Annotated in this window: 21 protein-coding genes and 1 other annotated feature; of the genes, 13 read left to right on the top strand and 8 right to left on the bottom strand. The window is 40.7% G+C overall.

Translation table 11 applies throughout. The features are described 5' to 3' along the window. The first annotated feature begins 80 nt into the window (after positions 1-80). The 4 genes from rpsO to celB all read left to right on the top strand — a co-directional run bounded on the left by rpsO (position 81) and on the right by celB (position 5,893). On the top strand, positions 81-350 hold the full coding sequence (gene rpsO, locus IGI73_RS13600; RefSeq protein WP_005228072.1) for a 30S ribosomal protein S15: 270 nt from the start codon (positions 81-83) through the stop codon (positions 348-350). Between the two features lie 470 nt (positions 351-820). After that, entirely contained in the window at positions 821-2,938 is a 2,118-nt protein-coding gene (gene pnp, locus IGI73_RS13595; protein ID WP_005231801.1) for a polyribonucleotide nucleotidyltransferase, read from the top strand. Positions 2,939-3,149: 211 nt separating this feature from the next. Continuing rightward, positions 3,150-4,550 carry a glycoside hydrolase family 1 protein gene (locus IGI73_RS13590; RefSeq protein WP_428206751.1) on the top strand — a complete coding sequence of 467 codons (1,401 nt, stop codon included), beginning with the start codon at positions 3,150-3,152 and terminating at the stop codon, positions 4,548-4,550. Positions 4,551-4,552: 2 nt separating this feature from the next. Next, entirely contained in the window at positions 4,553-5,893 is a 1,341-nt protein-coding gene (gene celB / locus IGI73_RS13585; protein ID WP_005228080.1) for a PTS cellobiose transporter subunit IIC, read from the top strand. 81 nt (positions 5,894-5,974) lie between these two features. Here celB and IGI73_RS13580 read toward each other — a convergent pair whose 3' ends face one another. The 5 genes from IGI73_RS13580 to mvk all read right to left on the bottom strand — a co-directional run bounded on the left by IGI73_RS13580 (position 5,975) and on the right by mvk (position 12,270). Continuing rightward, positions 5,975-7,897: a heavy metal translocating P-type ATPase gene (locus IGI73_RS13580; RefSeq protein WP_010749126.1), complete on the bottom strand. Its 1,923-nt coding sequence runs from the start codon at positions 7,895-7,897 to the stop codon at positions 5,975-5,977. A gap of 293 nt (positions 7,898-8,190) precedes the next feature. Then, positions 8,191-9,231, bottom strand: coding sequence for a type 2 isopentenyl-diphosphate Delta-isomerase (gene fni, locus IGI73_RS13575; RefSeq protein ID WP_142967430.1), 1,041 nt, complete (start codon positions 9,229-9,231; stop codon positions 8,191-8,193). Then, entirely contained in the window at positions 9,228-10,310 is a 1,083-nt protein-coding gene (locus IGI73_RS13570) for a phosphomevalonate kinase (RefSeq protein WP_016609860.1), read from the bottom strand. Before IGI73_RS13570 ends, fni begins: the two co-directional genes overlap by 4 nt. A gap of 36 nt (positions 10,311-10,346) precedes the next feature. Further along, positions 10,347-11,345 carry a diphosphomevalonate decarboxylase gene (gene mvaD / locus IGI73_RS13565; RefSeq protein ID WP_060791519.1) on the bottom strand — a complete coding sequence of 333 codons (999 nt, stop codon included), beginning with the start codon at positions 11,343-11,345 and terminating at the stop codon, positions 10,347-10,349. Further along, on the bottom strand, positions 11,338-12,270 hold the full coding sequence (mvk, locus tag IGI73_RS13560) for a mevalonate kinase (RefSeq protein WP_194195201.1): 933 nt from the start codon (positions 12,268-12,270) through the stop codon (positions 11,338-11,340). The genes mvaD and mvk overlap by 8 nt, the downstream gene beginning before the upstream one ends. Before the next feature lie 305 nt (positions 12,271-12,575). Here mvk and IGI73_RS13555 point away from each other — a divergent pair, with 305 nt between their 5' ends. Then, complete coding sequence (locus tag IGI73_RS13555) at positions 12,576-13,220, top strand: deoxynucleoside kinase (RefSeq protein WP_010749130.1); 645 nt, start codon at positions 12,576-12,578, stop codon at positions 13,218-13,220. Between the two features lie 89 nt (positions 13,221-13,309). Next, positions 13,310-14,215 (top strand): magnesium transporter CorA family protein, encoded by a 906-nt coding sequence (locus tag IGI73_RS13550; protein WP_428206749.1) that lies wholly within the window; start codon positions 13,310-13,312, stop codon positions 14,213-14,215. Here the strand turns inward: IGI73_RS13550 and IGI73_RS13545 are convergent. Further along, positions 14,212-14,847: a pentapeptide repeat-containing protein gene (locus tag IGI73_RS13545; RefSeq protein ID WP_010749132.1), complete on the bottom strand. Its 636-nt coding sequence runs from the start codon at positions 14,845-14,847 to the stop codon at positions 14,212-14,214. The genes IGI73_RS13550 and IGI73_RS13545 overlap by 4 nt on opposite strands. A 333-nt stretch (positions 14,848-15,180) precedes the next feature. Here IGI73_RS13545 and nox point away from each other — a divergent pair, with 333 nt between their 5' ends. The 4 genes from nox to rplT all read left to right on the top strand — a co-directional run bounded on the left by nox (position 15,181) and on the right by rplT (position 17,994). Beyond that, a complete protein-coding gene (gene nox, locus IGI73_RS13540; protein ID WP_428206748.1) occupies positions 15,181-16,515 on the top strand; it encodes a H2O-forming NADH oxidase in 1,335 nt (444 codons plus the stop codon). 99 nt (positions 16,516-16,614) lie between these two features. After that, positions 16,615-16,738, top strand: a sequence feature (ribosomal protein L20 leader region). A 47-nt stretch (positions 16,739-16,785) separates the two neighbouring features. After that, a complete protein-coding gene (infC, locus tag IGI73_RS13535) occupies positions 16,786-17,307 on the top strand; it encodes a translation initiation factor IF-3 (RefSeq protein WP_005228103.1) in 522 nt (173 codons plus the stop codon). Positions 17,308-17,367: 60 nt separating this feature from the next. Next, positions 17,368-17,568: a 50S ribosomal protein L35 gene (gene rpmI, locus IGI73_RS13530; RefSeq protein WP_003128650.1), complete on the top strand. Its 201-nt coding sequence runs from the start codon at positions 17,368-17,370 to the stop codon at positions 17,566-17,568. 63 nt (positions 17,569-17,631) lie between these two features. Next, entirely contained in the window at positions 17,632-17,994 is a 363-nt protein-coding gene (gene rplT, locus IGI73_RS13525) for a 50S ribosomal protein L20 (protein ID WP_121260741.1), read from the top strand. Positions 17,995-18,055: 61 nt separating this feature from the next. Here the strand turns inward: rplT and IGI73_RS13520 are convergent, their stop codons facing one another. Further along, positions 18,056-19,222, bottom strand: a complete 1,167-nt coding sequence (locus tag IGI73_RS13520; protein WP_438759258.1) for a tyrosine-type recombinase/integrase — start codon at positions 19,220-19,222, stop codon at positions 18,056-18,058. Between the two features lie 207 nt (positions 19,223-19,429). On the opposite strand from IGI73_RS13520, the gene IGI73_RS13515 reads away from it, so the two are divergent. Next, the gene (locus tag IGI73_RS13515) at positions 19,430-20,584 is read left to right on the top strand and encodes an AbiH family protein (protein ID WP_306690276.1); all 1,155 of its coding nucleotides are present in this window, start codon (positions 19,430-19,432) and stop codon (positions 20,582-20,584) included. 32 nt (positions 20,585-20,616) lie between these two features. On the opposite strand, the gene IGI73_RS13510 is transcribed toward IGI73_RS13515, so the two are convergent. Then, on the bottom strand, positions 20,617-21,378 hold the full coding sequence (locus IGI73_RS13510) for a hypothetical protein (protein WP_438759257.1): 762 nt from the start codon (positions 21,376-21,378) through the stop codon (positions 20,617-20,619). Positions 21,379-21,691: 313 nt separating this feature from the next. Here IGI73_RS13510 and IGI73_RS13505 point away from each other — a divergent pair, with 313 nt between their 5' ends. Together IGI73_RS13505 and IGI73_RS13500 are read left to right on the top strand one after the other, a co-directional pair. After that, on the top strand, positions 21,692-22,267 hold the full coding sequence (locus IGI73_RS13505; RefSeq protein WP_438759256.1) for a tyrosine-type recombinase/integrase: 576 nt from the start codon (positions 21,692-21,694) through the stop codon (positions 22,265-22,267). 238 nt (positions 22,268-22,505) lie between these two features. After that, the gene (locus tag IGI73_RS13500; RefSeq protein ID WP_438759255.1) at positions 22,506-23,117 is read left to right on the top strand and encodes a PBECR4 domain-containing protein; all 612 of its coding nucleotides are present in this window, start codon (positions 22,506-22,508) and stop codon (positions 23,115-23,117) included. Positions 23,118-23,127 lie beyond the last annotated feature (10 nt).

Here is a 23,127-nt window from a genome sequence, read left to right as displayed (position 1 = left end):
GCACAGTACCTGTTACTTGGTTTAACGAATCACCAACGTTTTACTCAGTCGCAGGGGAAAAAGAAAAAGAGGTGAAAAACATGGCAATTTCAAAAGAACGCAAAAACGAAATCATCAACAAATTTGCACGTCATGAAGGAGATACTGGTTCTCCAGAAGTTCAAATCGCTGTTTTAACAGAAGAAATCAACCATTTGAACGAACATGCACGTATGCACAAAAAAGACCACCATTCATACCGTGGGTTGATGAAAAAAGTTGGACATCGTCGTAACTTATTAGCTTACCTACGTCAAAAAGACGTACAACGTTACCGCGAATTAATCCAAGCTTTAGGATTACGTCGTTAATCAAACAAAGAAAAGTGAGGTTCAACCCGAATCTCACTTTTTTGCTATGAATCACTGCGACTGGGCGGCGCAAGCCGCACAGAGCAGATGATGAATAGTACTAGGCGAGAGCAGCGAGCGTAGTGACCAAGCAGTGGAATCACTGCGACTGAGCGGCGCAAGCCGCACAGAGCAGATGATGAATAGTACTAGGCGAGAGCAACGAGCGTAGTGACCAAGCAGCGGAATCACTGCGACTGCATTGTCGGCTAAAACAGCTGATGCAGTCTGACAGGTAAGCTTGAGCCATCTAAAAAGTGAAACACCGAAATAGCGGCCTTTTGACTGGTGAATCAAAAAGCGCAGCCAAAAAGAATTTTGGGTCCTTGTAAGCAGCATCCTACTAACCAAATGAAAGCAGCGGAACGACATTCCGATTTTTTCATTTGTTTAGTAGTGACTTGCTGGGATCCGATGAAAAGGAGCAGAACATGACAGAAAAACAAGTATTCAAAACAACTTGGGGCGGCCGCCCATTAGAAGTAGAAGTTGGCCAATTAGCCAAGCAAGCAAACGGAGCTGTATTGGTTCGTTATGGCGACACGGTTGTCCTAAGTGCAGCGGTTGCATCTAAGGAAGCAAAAGATACCGACTTTTTCCCATTAACGATCAATTACGAAGAAAAAATGTATGCCGTAGGGAAAGTACCTGGTGGCTTTATCAAACGTGAAGGACGTCCAAGTACGGAAGCAACCTTGACTGCCCGTTTGATCGACCGTCCGATCCGTCCAATGTTTGCGGAAGGCTTCCGTAACGAAGTACAAGTTACAAACATCGTAATGAGTGTTGAACAAGATTGTACGCCAGCAATGGCGGCAATGTTAGGTTCTTCTTTAGCGTTATCTATTTCAGATATCCCGTTTGACGGACCGATCGCTGGTGTCGATGTCGGTCGGGTCAATGGCGAATACGTCTTGAATCCAACAGTAGAACAAGCAGAACAAACCGATATCGAATTGACAGTAGCTGGAACGAAAAAAGCCATCAACATGGTTGAATCAGGAGCGAAAGAAGTTTCTGAAGAAGACATGTTAGGTGCGTTATTATTTGGTTTTGATGCTATCAAAGAATTGGTTGCCTTCCAAGAAGAAGTTGTCGCAGCTGTGGGCAAACCAAAAATGGAAGTCAAATTGTTACAAGTAGATGCTGACTTGAAAAAAGAAATTTTCGACGGCTACTACCAAACAATGAAAACTGCTGTTATGACGGAAGAAAAATTGGCTCGTGAAGACGAGATCGATAAAGTCAAAGACACAGTGAAAGAAGTGTATGCAGAAAAATTTGCTGGACATGAAGAGGAAGCACAATTCTTGAAAGAAGTGAAACAAATCGCAGAAGATCTTGAAAAAGATGTGGTTCGCGAATTGATCACCATCGACAAGATTCGTCCGGATGGCCGTCAATTAGACGAAATCCGTCCATTGGCATCAGAAGTTGGCTTATTGCCACGTGTTCATGGTTCTGGTCTATTTACTCGGGGACAAACCCAAGCCTTGTCTGCTTGTACGTTAGCACCTTTAGGTGAACACCAAATCATTGATGGATTAGGGGTTGAAGAATCAAAACGATTCATCCACCATTACAACTTCCCTCAATTTTCTGTTGGTTCGACTGGTCGTGCTGGCTCACCAGGACGTCGTGAAATCGGTCATGGTGCATTAGGCGAACGTGCTTTAGCACAAGTGATTCCTGATGAAACAGACTTCCCTTACACAATCCGTCTAGTTGCAGAAGTATTAGAATCAAATGGTTCTTCTTCTCAAGCAAGTATTTGTGCAGGAACCTTAGCGTTGATGGATGCAGGGGTGCCAATCAAAGCACCAGTTGCAGGTATCGCAATGGGACTTGTATCTGATGGTGAAAACTACACGATCTTAACGGATATCCAAGGCTTAGAAGATCACCTTGGCGATATGGACTTTAAAGTTGCTGGAACCAAAGATGGGATCACTGCGTTACAAATGGATATCAAGATCCAAGGAATCACTGAACAAATCTTGACAGAAGCATTAGATCAAGCGAAAAAAGCGCGGATGGAAATCTTAAATGAATTGACATCAACATTGGCTGCTCCTCGTGAAGAGTTAAGCCAATACGCACCGAAGATCGAAATGATCCAAATCGATCCTGCGAAGATCAAAGATGTAATCGGTAAAGGCGGCGACACCATCAATGGCATCATTGATGAAACTGGCGTGAAAATCGATATCGATCAAGACGGAAAAGTTTCGATTGCTTCTGCTGATGCAGAAATGATCCAAAAAGCCATCAAGATCATTGAAGAATTGACGAAAGAAGTAAAAGTTGGCGAAGTGTACCTTGGGAAAGTTGTCCGTATTGAAAAATTCGGTGCGTTTGTCAACTTGATCAAAGGCAAAGACGGCTTAGTTCATATTTCACAACTTGCGAACGAACGGGTCAACAAAGTGGAAGACGTTGTCAAAGAAGGCGACGAAATCTTAGTGAAGGTTACAGAAATCGACAAACAAGGTCGTGTGAACCTTTCAAGAAAAGCACTATTGAACGAAGACAAAGCAGAGAAAAAATAAGCTGCTACTTCTAAATCATAAGCAAAGTCTAGGAAACTGGACTTTGCTTTTTTTTGTGTCTAAGTAGCAGCTCTTCAAGAGGGTCTTACTTGACAGGAGTTTTTTTTTGCGTTACCGCGAAAAATAAGAGATAATTCAGAATATTGTCTTTGCCATGCAAGCAATAATTCTAAGATGTCAAACGCATCTTATTTAGGATAAGGAGTACGATATGAAACAGACATTTCCAACCGATTTTTTATGGGGAGCATCGATTTCCGCGCACCAAACCGAAGGGGCATATCAAACCGACGGCAAGGGGCTGAGTGTCCAAGATACTCGTCCAAGAGACAACCATGAGATTGCTGATTTTACAGTGGCTGTCGACCATTACCACCAGTACAAAGCGGATATCGCCTTGTTAGCAGAAATGGGGATCAAAATTTTCCGCTTTTCGATCGCTTGGTCGCGAATTTTTCCAGAAGGGCGCGGTACCGTCAATCAAAAAGGATTGGATCATTACAGCGATGTCATTGATGAATTGCTAAAACACGGGATTCAGCCCTTTGTGACGTTGAACCATTTTGACTTGCCGCAAGCATTGGAAGACGAAGGCGGCTGGACAAAACGCAGCACCGTTGAGGCATTTGCCGCATATGCCAAAACGCTGTTTACGGCCTATGGGGATCGAGTGACGCACTGGCTGACGATCAATGAACCAAATATCATGCTGCTGGTGGATCAAAAAATATTAGGGAAAAAGATTCCATTATCAGAAAAATACCAGCAATTTCATCACCTGATGATCGCTGAAAAATATGCCTTCGAAGCGTGTCATGAAATCGTTCCAAATGGCAAAATCGGACCGGTGCCGAATATTTCGTTGGTCTATGCGGCGACTAGTCGACCAGAAGACAACCAAGCAGCGTTGTACTTCAACAGTGTCCGGAACTGGGCTTACCTTGATTTTGCCTGCTTCGGTCGTTACAACACGGTCTTTCAAGATTATTTGAACCAAAACGGGCTCACGATTGACTTTGGGCCTGAGGATGAGGCGTTGATGAAACGGGCTCTGCCTGACTTTGTCGCGATGAACTTCTACACCACAGTGACAGTGGAGCAGCCAACGGAAGCTGGGGATATGAAAAACGGTATCAGCGATCAGCAAAGTGAAGACATTATGGAGCGTGGTTTTTACAAAGGGTTCACCAATACGTTCTTGAAGAAAAATGCCTTCAATTGGACCATCGATCCCTTGGGGCTGAAAACGACGTTGCAGACTCTTTATGATCGTTATCACTTGCCGATCACCATTACCGAAAACGGCTTAGGGGCAGAAGATCATCTAGAAGCAGATGGCACGGTTCATGATCTGTACCGTATCGATTATTTGTCGCAGCATATCAGCCAATGCTTAGCCGCGATCAATGCTGGGGTGGATCTGATCGGATACAGTCCGTGGTCTGCCATTGATTTGATCAGTGTACACGAGGGGATTCGAAAACGGTATGGCTTCATTTACGTGGATCGCAATGATGCACAGGAAAAAGAACAAAAACGAGTGAGAAAAGACAGCTTTTATTGGTATCAAAAGCTGATTGAAGAAGGGGCGATCCCTTCGTTGGAGGAGTAACGATGACAAGTGTTTTTACCTTTTTAGAAACGCGTTTGATGCCGCCTTTGAATAAGTTGGCGAATTTACGCTTTATTCGCGCAATCATGCAAGCAGGGATCATTACGGTCCCTTTTACGATCGTCGGATCGATCTTTTTGATCATCAATAATTTACCGCAGATCATTCCACCACTGGCTGGCTTTTTCGAACAAACGATTTTACGATTTTCCCCGCTCTATAGTGTCGTGACCACGATGTCTGTCGGCTCGATTGCTGTTTTTTATTGTTTAGCAACAGGGTATTATTTAACTGAGATTTATCATAAAGAAGATCATTTGACTATGAGCAGTTTTGTAGGGGCGTTATTAAGTTTGTTTGCCTTTTTAATGACGATCATTCAAGTCGACATTACCGATGGGGCAGCTCAATTGCTGCAGTCAGAAAGCGAAACTGCCATTGTTTACAATGGGATCGCCATAGGCGGTTGGATCACACGCTTTAGCGGGGTAGGCATCTTTATTGGGATCATCACCGCAGTGCTTGCTACGTCGGTCTATCGTTTTTGTGTAAGAAGAAAGATTACCATCCAGATGCCTGAAGGAGTTCCTGATGGAGTCAGCAAAGCATTTGCGTCATTGATCCCAGCGATTTTGATCGCCTTTTTGATGGTGGCGATCAACGGGGTACTGGCGGTTTTCCACACGGATCTTCACGGATTGCTGTCCAAACCATTTGAATTCGTGAAAGAGTTGACGGGTTCTTGGTTAGGAATCATCGTGATTATGCTCCTTATCCATCTCTTATGGGCAGTGGGGGTTCATGGGACGGCTGTTATTAAAAATAGTTTCATCAATCCCATCCTTTTGGTGGCTCTAACGGAAAATATCGATGGTGCCAATAATATTTTTGCTGGGGATTTCGTGAACATGTATATTTTTATGGGCGGCGCAGGAAGTACGCTTGGATTGGTTTTATTGATGCTGTTTGTGGCAAAATCACAACAGCTCAAAGTCTTAGGAAAAGCAGCGATCTTACCAGGACTTTTTAATATCAATGAACCAGTGATCTTCGGGGCACCGATCGTCTACAATCCGTATTTGATCATCCCCTTTATCATAACCCCTTTGATCAACGTCACGATTGCTTACTTTGCTAGCTCATTTGGCTTTGTCGATAAAGTCATTACTGGCATTCCCTGGATCTCGCCAGTCGGAATTGGGGCGTTTTTAGGAACCGGCGGTGATTTCCGAGCCATCCTGATCGCTTTGATCAACTTAGGGGTTTCCATTCTCTGCTATTATCCATTCTTTAAGATGTACGATGGCAAACTCTACACGGAACAACTTGCCAATCACGCATAAATAGGAAAAAACAGCAAAACGCCCGTTGATGGACTTCTAGTGAAGTGCCAACAACGGGCGTTTTTCTAATGCAACTAGTGATCACGTATGCAAAGACTGTTGATACAAGACGCAATCATCACAATCTTTGCGAGTTGGTTTGGCTTGCTGGGGTGTTTCTTTGTGTAATGGCAAAAGCATACGCAACCCGTTTAAGATAACTAAAATCGTGCTTCCTTCATGACCCACGACCCCTAGAGGCAGCGTGAGAAATTCAAGGAAGTTTGAAGCAATCAGCAACAAGATGACACTGATAGAAAAGACGATGTTTTGTTTGATGATCCGCTGTAATTTTTTAGCCAAACGGTGACTGTCGACCAAGCGCAGCAAATCATTTTTCATCAAGACGATGTCCGCCACATCCATTGCGACGTCAGTTCCTTCGCCCATCGCGATTCCTACACTTGCGGTCGCTAAGGCGGGGGCATCATTGATCCCATCACCGACCATTGCATTGATTTTGTAGGTTTCTTTCATTTCTTTGATCCGAGTGGTTTTCTCATCAGGCAGGCAATCACTTTCGTAGTCAGACAAGCCGATTTCTGCTGCGATCACTTTAGCAGTACCTAAATGATCACCCGTCAGCATCGTCGTGTGAATCCCCTGCTCATTGAAGTAGGCAAGACTCTCACGAGCTTCAGGACGGGGCTGATCCAATAGCGCTAAATACCCTGCTAACACACGGTCACGATTGATATAAATCAAGGTTTTTCCAGCTGCTTTCAATTCGTGGATGCGGGTTTGCTCACTGGCAGCAACAGAGGTTAGATCGACTTCTTTTCCAATCGTCCAATGGGCAGCTTGGTAAGTGGCGGCTAGACCGACCCCCGCTTGTTCTTCCACGGCCAGTTCCAACGGCTTTTCATCATGAAAATACGCCAAGATCGCTTCAGCCAATGGGTGATTTGATTGTTTTTCCATCCCGACGATCAGTTGGGGAATAAAGGGTTCATCCAGCAACAGATGGACATCAGTGACAGCAGGTTTGCCACGAGTCAGCGTTCCGGTTTTGTCAAAAGCGATCGCTTTGACATTGGCAAAGGCATCCAAGGCTTGTCCGCCTTTGCATAAAACGCCCAAACGAGCAGCGTGAGAAATGGCTGCTAAGGTCGCAGGAGTAGCAGAGGCGACTAAGGCACAAGGAGATGCCACCACCAGTAAGACCATGCCGCGATAAAAGCTTTCTTGGAACCCCCAATTCGTGAAAAACGTACACAAAACGATCATTAGCGGGACGGCGATCAAGACGATCGGCACATAGATCCGTTCGATTTTTTCAATCAGGGTCGCCGTTTGACTTGGCATTTGCTGTGCTTCTTCCACCAATTGAATGATTTTTGCAAAGCGGGTGTTTTCACTCGTTTGGGTAACTTCAATGTACAATGGCTGACCGAGGTTGATGGTTCCGCCAAAGACTTCACTGCCTAAACGTTTCTCGACAGGAATGGATTCGCCACTGATGGCCGCCTCATCAACGCTGCTGTTTCCTTGGATCACGATACCGTCGATCGGGATCGCACTGCCTTTTGCCACCATAATCGTATCTTTTAACTGAAGGGCTTCCACTGGTACTTCGACGAGCTCGCCACTTTCAATCATTTTTAAGGCAGTCGTTGGTTGCAGTGCCATTAATGAACTAATTTCTCGCGTACTTTTGTTGGTCGTATATTCCTCAAGGGCACCGCTCAAACAAAAGATAAAGGTCAACATCGCCCCTTCAAACCAATGACCAATGATACAGGCACCAATGGCGGCTAATGCCATCAATAGATCGACGTTCAACCGTTTGTCGTGCACCAATTCTTGCGTGCCTTCCCAGGTTTGTTTCCAACCACCAGCAAGAATCGCTAACAGATAAGGGACAAAGCTATAAGGAATGGAAAAAGATGCCATAAGAAAGCCAGTTGCCATCAATAGCAAACAAGCGATCGTTGAAAAAACAGCCGACGATTCTGATTTACTCATAAGAAACGCCTCCTTTTGAATGTAGTCTAGGAATGAAAAACCGATCCTTTTCTCAAGAAATAATCGATTGTTCCTCCCTCAACTTGAGCATAGCACATTCGAAAACAAGATGGTAAAAAAACAACGTACCTGATAATGAAAGTGATTATCAAGTAGCGATTAAATAACATTACTATCCAAATGATAAATGGAAATTTACTATTATAGAAAAAAGAACACAAAAAAAGCAGTACAATAAAAAACGAATTGTACTGCTTTTACTTATTTGATGTGGTAGTCAGCGATTGGATTGCTTAACGCAAACTATACTTTGCTAAGGGAATCTGACGTGCTTCACACCACTCTTTGACAGCACCAGAAAAAATCAGCTGGACCTTGGTAAGGTCTTTGGTGCTTGTCTGTCCTGCCATTGTGTAGAGCAGCTGCAGCTGTTCCTTCCATGATTGTAAGGTGGCGATAGTTTCTTCTTTGCCTTTTGACAAAAGCAGCACGAGGATCGTGGCGGATAGTCCTACGCTATCGGCACCAAGGCAAAGTGCTTTGAAGATATCGTAAGCATCCCGAACTCCGCCTGAAGCGATGCGGGTAAAGGGCTGTTGGATCTCATTTGCTTCCAGCAAGGAAATCACGGTGGATTGACCAAAGGTGTCTAAATACGCCAATTCACGTTTTTTTCGACGAGCATTTTCGATTTGCGTAAAACTTGTGCCGCCGCTGCCAGCAACATCAATCGTTTGTACGCCGATCGCCAGTAACTGCTGGATCGTTTCACGGGACATCCCAAAGCCGACCTCTTTTACGACAACCGGAACGGCAACAGAAGCCATCGTTTTTTCCAATAAGGACAGCCATTGGCTGAATTGACGATCGCCTTCTGGCATCACTAATTCTTGCGGTGCATTCAGATGGATCTGCAAGGCATCGGCACCAAAGAGTTCCACTGCCCGCTGTGCATTTTCAACGGGACTGCCCGCGCCAATATTGGCTAATAAGAAGCCGTTAGGATTGGCTTTGCGGACGATACGGAAAGAATCGGCGACACTTGGATCTTTTAAGGCAGCCGAAACAGAGCCGGTTGCCATCATCAACTCACAGGCTTGTGCGATCTCTGCTAACTCTTGATTGATTTTTAAGGTTTTTTCACTGCCGCCGGTCATGGCATTGATGAAAAAAGGGCTGGAAAATGAGCGGTCAAAGACAGTCGTCGCAATTGACACATCAGCCACGTCAATTTGCGGAAAGGACTGGTGGACCAAGCGAACTGCATCAAAATCGTTGCTGTGTTCTTTATGGAACGCTTTTGCTAAGGAAACATGTTCATCTTTTCGATTCATGATAGGTCCTCCCGGTAATGGTAAACGTGCAGCGGCAAGGGGGTGATCTCGGCTTTTTCCCACGCACTCATCAATGGTAAAATACCGGTTTTCTGGTCAACGATCACGATACCGCAATCGCCGCCGCCGGCACCGGAAGATTTAGCTGCACCACAATAATTTTCTGCTAGATCACAAAGCTTTTTAAGTGCTGGAGTTTCAATCGGCACACCAGTCAGTGCGGACAACTCCCGCAGGAGCTTTCGATTTTCCGTGATCATTTTTTTGATCGTGCGACTGTCTTCATTTAAGAAGCCGTCGATCAATCGATTGACGCAGTCTTTGCTGGCTGCTAAAAAGGCAGCATAGGCGTTTTCTTTTTCTTCTTTGGATTGATAGACTTGATCCACTAAATCGGAGGTGGAGGCAGGAGAGCCTGTCCAGCCAATCAGCAGTCGAAGAGATTTCGGAACCGTCAAGGGACGGATCGATAATCCTGGCCAATCGAAAGCGATCAATTCTGTTAAGGTATGGTCTTTTTGTTTGGCTAAGACCCAGTCGTGATCGAAGGTTGAAAAAGCGATCCAGCCGCCATAGCAAGAGGCCGCAATATCACCGCACGACCCATTACCTTGAACAGCAAGATGAGCAAGAGCCGCAATTTTGAATTGGGTCAACCGATCCATTTCCATTTGATAGTACAGATTCAATGCTTTGACCGTGGCAACAGTCACGGCACCGCTAGAACCGAGGCCATATTTGCGACCATTCGAGTTATCCAGTTCACTGGTCACTTTTAAATCGTAAAAGGAAAGGGGGATGCCTTTTTCTTGGGCATATTTTTCCGTCAGACGAATGGCTGCCAAAATATAGTGGAACGGGTTATCCCGGTGGTCTAAGACTAATTCGCCTTTGCGACGCGTCCAGCGAATCGGCAGGTCGCTGTATTGGGCAGACTGGATGCTGCCATTTTTACGGGCCTCTTCAACAGTGACCGTGATAAATTGGTCAACGGCAACGATGATTGCAGGATGACCTGGTTCGACAACGGCGTATTCACCAGCAATAAATAGTTTTCCAGGAACGGATAGTTCAATCATTTCGACACTCCTAATCGATGGCTTCTTAATGGCTTCTTAGTTGATGGGGGAAGATTCTTCCACCGGTAAAAAGGCTAATCCTTTGCCCGCATGAGCAGTTACTAATTGTTCTGAGGCAAAGTGAGCACTTAATTCACGTAAAATCGTTTGTTCTTCTTGTTTTTGGCATAAAACTTTGACATTGGGACCAGCATCCATCGTGAAATAGCAAGCCAATCCTTTTTTTCGCAGCATTCGGACACATTCCATAGCTCGTAAAGATTCAGAAGACCAATAAGTAAAAGGTGGTTCGGCGGCTAAGGTCGTTCCATGCATTTTCAAGGCGTTGGCCTCGGTCGTTTCACCTAAAGCAGTAAAGTCTTTTTCGGCAATCGCTTGTTTCATTTTCACGAGATCGCTCGCAGTGGCAGAAAGCCAGCCTGGATAAAAGCTCGAGGTTTCAACGGTTCGGCGCATCCCCTCACGACTGGAGACTTCTTTGGCTTGTGCGTTGATCAAAATAAAGATCATACTTAATTCTTCTTCCCATCCATTCGACGGCACTTGGGTGGCAAAAGAAGTCTCATCGGTGCCTTGATGCCATTCAGCAAAGCCACCGTAGATACTCCGACAAGCCGAACCAGAACCGCGACGGGCCAAACGGGATAGCTCTTGCTCCGACAAGTTTAAGTCCAGTGCTTCACTACAGGCACCCGCCAAGGCCGCTAATCCGCTGGCAGAAGAGGCAAGTCCAGCAGCGGTTGGGACGAAGTTTTGACTTTCCACCGTGGCATACCACGGGCAGTCCGCTTTTTTTCGTACCAGATCCAAAAAGTCCGCAACTTTTTTGGTGGCAGCGTCTGTTTGCACCACGCCATCCAGCGTAAAGCGATCCTGTGTAAAATCGGGTGAAAAAGCCACCGTTGTTTCTGTGTAAAAAGCATCGAGGGTCAGGGACAAACTATTGTTCATCGGTAAAATGAAGGTTTCGTCTTGTTTTCCCCAATACTTGATCAATGCGATATTCGTGTAGGCACGAGCCTTTCCCTTATACATGTTCATAAACTCCTAATCCTTGTATCCATGCCGCATGAGCGCCATCGGACAATAAAATACGGCTGATGTTCTCAGCCTGTTCCTTCGTTTTGGTTAGTGCGATCATACAGCCGCCTCGGCCCCCGCCGGTCAGCTTCGCCCCATAAGCCCCGTGTGCCAATGCTGAGGAAACCAACTGATCCAGTTGCTGATTGCTGACCCCTAACTGCTGCAGTGCCTGATGGGCATTGTTCATGCTTTCGCCTAATATTTCTAATTGATTGGCTATAATTGCCTCTTTGGCTCTTTTGGTTTCGATCCCTAAACGCTGGATCGCTTGACTGGCCAGCTGCTTGCTGGTTTCAAAAAGATGGGCGACACTTTTGACAGCTTCTCTCGTTTGCCCTTTGATGCCAGTATCAGCGACGAGCAAATAACCGTCGATCGTGAGGGGAAACGAAGTGATGGGATGCCCTTTGATAAAGTAAATGGCATCCGTCCCGCTAGCTGCTGCAGCATCGATCCCGCTAGGATTGCCGTGAGCGATTTTTTCAGAAAAGTTGACATAGGTCATCAATTCTTCTTTTGTAAAATCTTTTTTGATCCAATCAAAAAAAGCGCGAGTCAGTGCAACAGCGACCGCCGCGCTAGAACCCATTCCCCGTTCAGAAGGGATGGTGCTGACGATGGAGGTTGCAAAAGGACCCGTGTGGAAATCTTGTTGCAGACGATGCAGCAAGTCTTTGACATTTTTTAAGTGGCTGGGGACTTCTTCAAGCAGACCGTGATAGTAACTTGAAATCAAGGTGTTTGTTTCATTTGCTGTGATCTCGACTTGTACTTTTGCTCCCGCAAAAGGGAAAGCAATTGCTGGTTCACCGTAAACAACTGAATGTTCACCCATTAAGATGATTTTTCCTGTAGCTATGCCAGTACCAATTGACATTATTTTCCTCATTTCTCTAGGGAGCTTACCCCACATGATTCATTTATCGTTTGTCAGTCAATTGTAACTATCTCCTGACAAAAACACAATTTAATTAAAGATCCTTTCCTATTTTACTAGAAGAAGGCTCTTTCGTTAAGCATTCCGTATGAGATTTCAAAAAAAAGCAAAAATCTTTAAACTTTTATTGAAAAACTTCTTGATCTGTGCTTCAAAAGTTTCAGTTGACGGCACAAGATATAGTATTGTATAGTTGATATCGCAAGTGCAACATACAATATTTAGTGATGAGTGAGTTGGGGGATATGAGCGTGATCGTATTAGCAGGAACGATTGGTGCCGGTAAATCAAGTTTGACCGCATTGATCGCCAATCATTTTGGCAGTCAAGCCTTTTATGAATCGATCGATGACAATGAAGTGTTACCATTATTTTATGCAGATCCAAATAAATATGCGTTTTTACTGCAAATCTATTTCTTAAATAAACGATTTGAAAGTATCAAGCAAGCTATGAAAGACGACAATAACGTCTTGGACCGTTCCATTTATGAGGATTCACTGTTGTTCCATTTAAATGCGGACCTCGGGCGAGCAACCGATACCGAGGTCAAAGTCTATGATGAATTGTTAGCCAATATGTTGGAAGAGCTGCCGTATGCAGCCCACAAAAAGCATCCAGATCTTTTGGTGCATATTCGCGTTTCTTTTGAAACGATGCTGGAGCGTATTGAAAAACGTGGGCGGGAATACGAACAATTGACCTTTGATCCTTCGTTATACGACTACTACAAAGAGTTGAACAAACGCTACGATCAATGGTACGAAGAATACAATGAGAGTCCAAAGATCCAGATTGATGGCGATCAATTCAATTTTGTCGAAGACCCGCAAGCGGCACAGGCCGTTTTAACAATGGTGGAAGATGCTTTGAAAGACGCCCGTAAATAGCAATAGCCGATACAGCCAGAAAAGTCCTTTGATTGGGCTTCTGGCTGTTTTCTTTTATAATAGAAGAAAGCAAGAGTGGAGGATGGACTGTGAAAAACAAACATGTCTTTTATGATGGAAACTATGAATGGATTCAAGTCGACCAGCAAGACGCAAAAAGCGTGATGGCACTACAAAAACAATATCATCTGTCGGATGAGATGCTTACGTATTCTCTAGATAAAAACGAACGCGCACGAGTCGAATACGATGCCGAAGAAGAAGCATTGCTGCTGGTTTTCAACGTACCTCAGCAAGAAAAGCGGGACAATCATTTTGAGACCAGCCCAATGACGTTTATTTTAAAAAAGAAGCAGATCTTTACTTTTGCCTCCCATAATACCCGTTATGTGATTCCGATGATGGAGCGCTTGATCCTGCAAAAGCCGCAGCAAACACCGCTGCACTTTTTGTTTCAAAGCTTATTCTTGATTTCAGGCACGTTTTTTCCGCTAGTCGAAGAAGTCAATAGTGAACGGATTCGCTTGAATCAGCGACTACGGGAAAAAACCACCAATAAAAACCTGCTGCAAATGTCCGATTTGGAAGTCGGTTTAGTCTTTTTAGTGTCTGCCACGAAACAAAATGCGGTCCTCTTGGAGCAGATCAAAGCGTTATCCATTTATCGCTTGATGGATGATGACGAGCGGGAACAGCTGGATGATGCCCTGATCGAAGCCAAACAGGCAGTGGAAATGACGTTGCTGGCTTTTCAAATTTTAGAGCAACTATCTGGAACCTACAATAATCTGTTAAACAATAACTTGAATGATACCATGAAGTTTTTGACCGTTTGGTCCCTCTTATTGACTGTGCCTTCCATCGTCACCAGTTTCTTTGGCATGAATGTTCCACTGCCTTTTACCAATAGTATTTTCGGTTGGGGGATTGCCTTATTGATCAGTTTAGTGTTATCCATCTGGATGTTGATTGCTTTATGGCGCAGAATTCGTTAATCGATCACCAAACCTAGACCGGCGGCGATGACCAAGGCTTGTTCTTGATCGACCGTTAGCCCCCGCAATTGTTCAAAGGACAACGCGATCTTTTGAAATTGATTGGTCCGAAAATCTAAAGTTGCTAATTTTGTGTGAAACCAGTTGCTATTGTTCAACTGGTTTTCTTGTAGCGTCAAGTGTTTCCAATCCATTTCATAAAACTCACTGTCGTTTAGTTGGCACTGACGAAACAGCATCGTCCGTAAATTGGTGTTGCTAAAAGAAGCAAAGTTCGCCACGCAATCTTCAAAGGTGCAGTCACGGAAATAGCTTTCCGCAAAATTGGTGCCAGTCAATTTGCATTGTTTAAAGTGAACCCGATGGAAGCTGGCGCCAAAACATTCCAGATTAGAAAAATCGCAATTCTCAAAAAGAACGTTTTGGCATTCCCATTGACTCAAGCGTGTTTTTTGCATCGTCACTTTCTTGAAATGACATTGCTTCAAGATGAGATTTTTGCAAGCATCATAGCTATAGTCACCGCCTTCGAAGAAAGCACCTTCGAAAAGCAGTTCTTCTTCTAAATAAAAATCCTGTGGCTCTAATGCCGACAATAAGGGCGGTAGTGGCAATACGATTTTTTTCTTCATCAAGATCCCATCCTATCTGTTTTTCTCTTCAGTATAACACGGCGAATCGCTGCCGCAATAGGTACGAAAAAGCAGTAGAATATTGTGAAATTTATTCAATTGGTTTGCAGAATGCTTTTATAACAAGGAAAATCCTTAGGTTTAAATACATAATTTTTCACAATCTTTTTGCTTGCAAGACGAAAATAATTTTGATATAGAAACTTGATCCGCTGAAAGTGACGTATATCAACGAAAAACTGTCATAAATTTTTAAAATCGCGAAAAAGTTGATAGTTTTCAAATTCACAAGCGAGCTATAATGACAATGTAAACAAAAGGAGGAAATTTTCCATGACAAAAACAGTTATTATCGGTGCAAACCACGCGGGGATTGCTGCTGCCAATACACTATTAGATAACTACAAAGACCAAGAGGTCGTAATGATCGACCGTAATACAAACTTAAGCTACCTAGGTTGTGGGACTGCTTTATGGGTTGGACGTCAAATCGATTCATACGAAGGCTTGTTCTATACAAAACGTGAAGATTTTGAAGCAAAAGGTGCAAAAATCCATATGGAAACAGTGGTTGACCATATCGATTTTGAGAAAAAAGAAGTGCACGCTGTAACCAATGACGGTGAAACGATCGTTGAATCTTATGATAAAGTTGTCATCGCAACTGGTTCTGTGCCAATTTCACCAAAAGTACCTGGACGTGACTTGAAAAACATCCATTTCTTGAAAAAATTCCAAGACGGACAAACGGTTGATAAAGAGTTAGCATCAGAAGACGTGAAAAACGTTGCCGTTATCGGTGCTGGTTACATCGGTGTTGAAATTGCTGAAGCAGCAAAACGCCGTGGCAAAAATGTGTTGCTTTTTGATGCAGCGACACGGGCATTGCCAAACTACTATGACAAATGGTTTACAGAAGATATGGACAAAAACTTAGCTGACAATGGCATTGAATTGCATTTCGATGAATTAGCACGTGAATACAAAGGAACAGAGAAAGTAGAAGCAGTTGTAACAGACAACGGCGAATACCCAGTTGATCTAGTGATCAACGCGATCGGTTTCTTACCAAACAACGAGCTAGGCAAAGATCATTTGGAATTGTTTGCTAACGGCGCGTACTTAGTGGACCGCCATCAACGGACAAGCGATGCAGATGTTTACGCAGTCGGTGACTGTGCAACGGTGTACTCAAATGCTTTGCAACAAACAACGTATATCGCATTAGCAACGAATGCCGTACGTTCAGGGATCGTCGCTGCCCATAATATCGGCGGAACGTCTCTAGAATCAACAGGTGTTCAAGGATCAAACGGGATTTCGATCTTCGGCTACAACATGGTTTCAACTGGCTTGTCAGTCGAAGCTGCCGAACGTAATGGCATGAAAGTGAAATACTCTGATTACGAAGATACCCAAAAACCAGGCTTCATGAAAGAAAATGCGACAGTTAAGATCCGCATCGTCTACGAAGAAGAAACACGCCGCATCGTTGGTGCACAAATGGCGTCACGTACATCTGAAATCGCAATGGGCATCCACATGTTCTCACTAGCGATCGAAGAAGGCGTAACGATCGACAAGATGAAGCTATTAGATATCTTCTTCTTGCCTCACTTCAACCAACCATACAACTACATCACGATGGCTGCATTGAAAGCAGAATAAGCAACACGAAAGTCGGAGCGTATGCTCCGGCTTTTTTTTGAAACAATCATGAAAACTGTTGACAATAAGAGAAAAAAGCAGTATACTATAAAAGTTGAGAAATAAAAGCAGAAGCACCCGCTTCTCGCCTGAGTGAAGATATCGCTGGGCAGAATAGGATTCCTACCATTTATTTGTGTGGAGTACGTGCGGGTTCGTGAAGAACTCGTTTTTTTATTGTCTGATTTCGAATCGACAAGCTTTTCTTTCTCTCAAAAAACTCGGAGGTGAATGACCATAGCAAAGGATATGATGGTAAACGACGGCATTCGTGCACGTGAATTGCGTTTGATTGATCAAAACGGCGAACAACTTGGTGTAAAGAGTAAAGCTGAAGCATTGCAAATTGCAGAACGAGCAAACCTTGATGTGGTATTGGTGGCACCAAATGCTAAGCCGCCAGTAGCAAGAATTATGGATTACGGGAAATTCCGCTTTGAGCAACAGAAAAAAGACCGTGAAGCTCGTAAGAAACAAAAAGTAATCAACATTAAAGAGGTTCGTTTAAGTCCAACGATCGACGTCAATGATTTCAACACAAAATTGCGTAATGCACGTAAATTCCTTGAAAAAGGGGACAAAGTGAAAGCTTCGATCCGTTTCAAAGGCCGTGCCATTACCCATAAAGAAATTGGTCAGAAAGTGTTAGATCGTTTGGCGGAAGAAACTGCTGATTTGGCAACTGTTGAGCAAAAGCCAAAAATGGATGGCCGCAGTATGTTCTTAGTATTAGCACCAAAAAACGATAAATAATGACTCACTGAGTTTCAGTTTAAAGTCAGATAACGAAAGATTTTGAGGAGGAAATTAGTTATGCCAAAACAAAAAACACACCGCGGATTAGCAAAACGCGTAAAACGCACTGGCGGCGGCGGATTGAAACGCTTCCGTGCCTTTACCAGTCACCGTTTCCACGGCAAAACAAAAAAACAACGTCGTCAATTGCGTAAAGCTTCAATGGTTTCAGCTGGCGATTACAAACGTATCCGTCAACAACTAGCACGCATGAAATAATTGCGTAACCCAAGCTTCACGTATACAAACAATTATCGATTTTCATATTAGGAGGAATTATACATGGCACGTGTTAAAGGTGGAACAGTAACTCGTAAACGTCGTAAAAAAGTGCTTAAATTAGCAAAAGGTTACTACGGTTCTAAACACACTCTATTTAAAACAGCAAAAGAACAAGTAATGAATTCATACAACTACGCATACCGCGATCGTCGTCAAAAGAAACGCGACTTCCGCAAATTGTGGATCGCTCGTATCAACGCAGCGGCTCGTATGAATGGCTTAAGCTACTCAAAATTGATGCACGGCTTGAAATTAGCTGAAATCGACATCAACCGCAAAATGTTAGCTGACTTGGCTGTAAACGATGCAACAGCATTTACTGCATTAGCTGACCAAGCCTCAAAAGCCCTGGAAAACAAGTAATAGGCGACTTTTGAATACCCCAAACCCACTATAATCAGTGGGTTTTTTATTTTGCATTTTGTTATATTTCATTCATAAACTCAGCAAAACGACTAGCTGTTTTGTCTCTTTGGTCTTTGGATAAGTGAGTGTAGATGTTTAGTGTCGTTTTAACATTAGAATGTCCAAGTCTTTCTTGAGCTTCTTTAATTGGGATATTTGCTTTGTATAATAGACTTGCATGTGTATGCCTGAAACCGTGTATTGTGATTGTTTTGATTTCTTTACCAGTCTTTTTCCTATACAGTCTCTGAATTGTTGAAAACCACTCTTTAGTTATACCTGATTCGAGATAAGTATTTTTGTAATTAGAAAAAATAATCTGATTAGGGTTTAGCTTGGGTAAATCAAATTTTATTGCTTGTTTTTCCTGCCATATTTTTAGAGCTACTAATGTGGTATTGTCCAAGCTTATTCTTCTAAAACCAGCCTTTGTTTTTGGTGGGTGAATTAGGGTTTTATTCCTTTCGCCTTTGGCAACAGTTTTAGTTACTTCCAAATACTTCTCGTCAAAATTAATATCCTCCCAAGTTAACGCAAATGCTTCTCCTTTGCGTAATCCAGTAAATGCCAATGTTCTAAAAAAGGCATATCTTTCAGAATCAAAATTTTCTTTAGTGAATCTCAGAAATTCGATTAATTCTTCTTTAGTAAAAAAATTTGAAAATTCTTCATACTGATTTAAATTAGGATTGGTTACTGGCTTTTTAACGTTAGCCATTGGGTTTTGATAGATTAATTCTAAGAATAAGGCATGTTCCATTACTCTATTAAAATAGTAAATAAATCTACTAGCTCGCTTTGGTTTATCTTTATACCATTCATTTACTACTTGCTGACAATAGATTGGAGTGATGTCTTGGATTCTCATTTCTTGAAATTTTGGCAATATGGCGTATTTGAATTCGCTTTTAGCTGTAACTGCAGTGCTTTCCTTGACTAGGTTACGATATTGCTTATACCATAGTGTGAAAATTTCATTAAAGGTACGGTGTTTCTTAGGTACATACTGTTCAGTTGCAACCAAAAGACTTAATTCCGCTAATGCTAAACTAGCTTCTTCCTCTGTTTTAAACCCCCTTCTAGTTGTTTTCTGTTTCTTCCCGCTTTTAGGATTGATGCCTACATAAAAATCAAACATATAATTGATAGTGCCATCTTGTTTTTTGTATGGTTTAATTTGTGCCATAAAAATTCTCCTTTTTATGGCATAGGATAAAGTTGAGACTATTATATGATATCAGTAAAGAAAACTCTATTAAGATTATATTTTAAGAGAAAAGTTAGTAAAGTTGGGGGATTTTTGCTATTGCAGATTATTTAATGGTACTATCCTTCTTTTTTTATTATTAATTTAATTGTATACTAGAATAGATAACTTATTGAGGGTGATTGAATGAATATAACTTTTTTGCTGGGGAATGGCTTTGATATTCAATGTGGGTTACAAACTTCATATATTAATTTTTATGAATATATTTTAAAGAAAAAGTATTCTTTAGAATTGTTCCAAGAAATGGATGAAAAGTTTGTTTCAAAGATTGATAATATAATTTATTCTGAAATTTATAAATGTAAAGATAGTATCGAAACTTGGGCTGATTTGGAATTTCAGTTGGGGACATTTACGAAACGTTTAAAAGAAGAAAATCAGGAAACGGGTATAGCCGAAAGATTTTTAGACGATTTTGAAACATTGCGAGAAGACTTAAATGAATATCTTAAAGGTATTCAAATACAAGATAATGTTCAAATTAATGAGGATTTTTCAGAAATACTATTTACTACTATGGATAAATTTTTTTATGGTGTGTTAGAACAAGAACATGATGAAATCAAATTTATGCTAAGTGAAAACACCAATAGTCATTTTAATTATCGGTTCATATCTTTCAACTACACAAACAGTTTACAAATAGTACTTCAAAATTCTAGTAAGAGTACAAAGAACAATAGTTTCAATAATTCAAGCCTTAATCAAAAGTTCAACAAAGCAATTATCAATGTGCATGGAGTAATTGACCGATTTTTAACATTAGGATTGAATGATGAGAGCCAATTAGCAACCGATTTTTTTGAAAGAGATGATTTAAATGATTTGTTAAAACCTGACTCACTCGCAAATTCTAGAGAGTATAGACGTAGGAACGCTGAAAACGTTATTGAGAATAGTGATATTATTGTAATTTTTGGAATGTCCATTGGTTCAACAGATAAACACTGGTGGGAAAAGATTGCTGAGGTTTTGTTAAAAGCTAAAAATAAAAAACTAATTATTCATCTATATGAAAAAGAACCTAGTTATTTATCTAGTAGAAAAGTAAGATTAAGAAGAAAGAAAAAAGAAGATGAGTTCTTATCTCATTTAGATAATTTAGACTTATCAGATGAAAAAAAATCTCAATTAAGAAAGCAAATCTATATTGTTACTAATAGTCAATACATTATTAATGCGAATTTAAGAAAATACTTGAATCAAGTCGAGAGTAAAAAAGACAATATCGTTGATTTTGAAACAAAAGATAACAAAATATCTGAAACAGCCACCTAGAAAAACTAGGTGGTTTTTATAAGTTTGGTAGATTAGGTTTTGAATAAAACAAAAGAATATTCTTTTATTTCTGAACGAGACCTATATTCTGAGGAATCAAGATATTTTTCATTCATTTCAATTTTAGCTATAGGTGAAAAATATTGTCCATAATTTTTTAGATAAGGCATATAGTCAGATGTACCTGCACAGATTATGCTATTTGTGTTGTTGCTTTTTAATTCACCCATTCTAAGTGTGACTTCTCTGAGGGCTAGTTTTTTAAATCCTTTTTCAAAAAATAAGAAATTAGTTGTTCCAGTTACCATAGATTTATATGCTATACAATCAGGTTTTTCATGATTTATTTGATTTATTAGGATATTGTCTTCATTAGATAATGGAATATTATTATCACATTTTTCTAAAATTTCTTCAAAACCGAATCGTACCCCATCAACAATAATTAAAGGTTCTTTATTGTCGAGAGTTGGAAAAGTACTTGTTAAATCATCGTATGCCCAGAATGTAAAAATATTTTTACTAGAACCATGTTTCTTGATTTCTTTGCGAGAAGTATCTGAACAGTCTGACCAATAAGACAATTTTTGGTTTGGAAATAATTGAGAATATCTATTTGAAATATTACTACTTCTTAAATTACCATGAAATAGTTCACTGACAGTTTTTCCGTAAAAACTTGAATTAAATTCAACACATCTAAAAAAGTCGAATTCTTCAGTTATCAGTATGGGTAAAGTATTATGTTTATAAACCTTAGATAGATAAGAGTGATTGGAATATAATTTGCTCAATGGTTTATTACTCCTTAAATTTTATAAATACTATAACAAATGTTTAGAAGAGACACTATAAGTTGGTATCTTTAATCAGATTTTATAGTAAAATTGTAACTGATAAAAATTTAAAGATAAAGAGTGTTCTAAAAATTTGCAACCTCCAAAATATGATGCTATAAAGGTCCTTGCAAGGGATACTTTTGTAATTAGTATCCATCATGAATCCTATTTTATCAATGTTTTATTTTTGATTTATAGGGAGATGGATACTTATAGTCTGTTTCAATAGAAAAGTATCCATAAATAATGCATCTTAGGGAGGTAATTTATGGGACAAAAAATGATTAATGTCAAACCGATAAAAAATAAAGAAACGTTAATTCAATTTGGAAAAGAATTAAAAAAGGGCAAACACGGAAAAAGAGATTTTTTGATTATGGCAATTGGAATAAAGACAGGGTTACGGATTTCAGATATATTGAACTTAAAGGTATCTGACGTGAAAAATAAGACGCAAACAGAAATTAATGAAATAAAGACTGGTAAAAAAAGAACCGTGCATCTAAAATCTCTAACATCAAACATTATTGACTATCTTACTACAGAGCATGATGGTGAATCTGAGTGGCTATTTCCAAGCCCGACAGATAGTAGTAGACATCTAGCCAGTCAGCAATATTATAAAATCCTACAGAAAATTGCAGATAATTTAGGTTTAGATTATATTGGCACACATACACTTAGAAAAACATTTTCCTACTTCTTTTTAAAGCAAAACAAAGGAGATATTGTTACTCTGATGAAGATTTTAAATCATAGTAGCCAAGCAGTTACGCTTAGATATGCAGGAATTGAAGAAGAGGATATAAAAGCTAAGCTTGAAGACTTTGACCCATTTAATTAAGTGTCTGGCTAATGTGAATGTGTAAGTAGGCAACTATTTTTACAGTCCAACTACTTGCAGTAATCATAGGTTCATGGTAATATATATATGAACCTATAAAAAATCATTCGAGCTACTTAAATAGCTATGTGACAGAGCAAGTTGCATTCCCTACGTCGGGGACTCTAAAAGAAATGACGATTCCTTTTAATGCTCATTCATTATACTAGCTCAAAGCTAGTTTTTTTTTGGAGAAAATATGAAATATTCTTGCCATGAACTAGCACAATTAAATCAAAAGCCTAACGTGAATAATATTGATTTAGATATTTTAGCGGAGTTTTATCAATATTACTTAATTCCGTTTAATTACAGATTTACTACATCTAATCCCAATTATAAAGATATTTCACTTTTTTTTAATCCTGAGAATTTTTGTCATTTGATTAGTCTTGAAAAAATTGTAAGAGGCTATAGTCCTAGGACTAGTAGTACCTATAAAGGAATGCCAGGATGGCAAAATGTAATAAATAGAAACATTACAGTTCGAAACCTACAACAAAATAATAGGAGAGGGTTTAACTCTAATAAATTCAAGTATGTTTATTTTAATTTCATACCTAGTTTATTAAGTTCACCTAAAGCAGTTTTGTTTGATAATTCTACTTTATCTACAAATGCAGATTGCGAGATTTTACTTTATCATGATTCAATTACAAATAAAAACCTACATCTAGGCATTGATTATAACGAAGAAAAAAATATTTATGTTCCTTCCACGTTTTTGATTACGTCTGTAAATGACAAAGGACTTATTAATAATCAAGAATCTATTCATCTTCTTGAAAAAAAGAAAGTGATTTTATTATAAAAACCACAAT

The organism is Enterococcus sp. DIV0755f (genome assembly GCF_051713725.1).
Lineage (GTDB): Bacteria > Bacillota > Bacilli > Lactobacillales > Enterococcaceae > Enterococcus_D > Enterococcus_D casseliflavus.
This window is presented reverse-complemented; position numbering and strand designations above follow the sequence as displayed.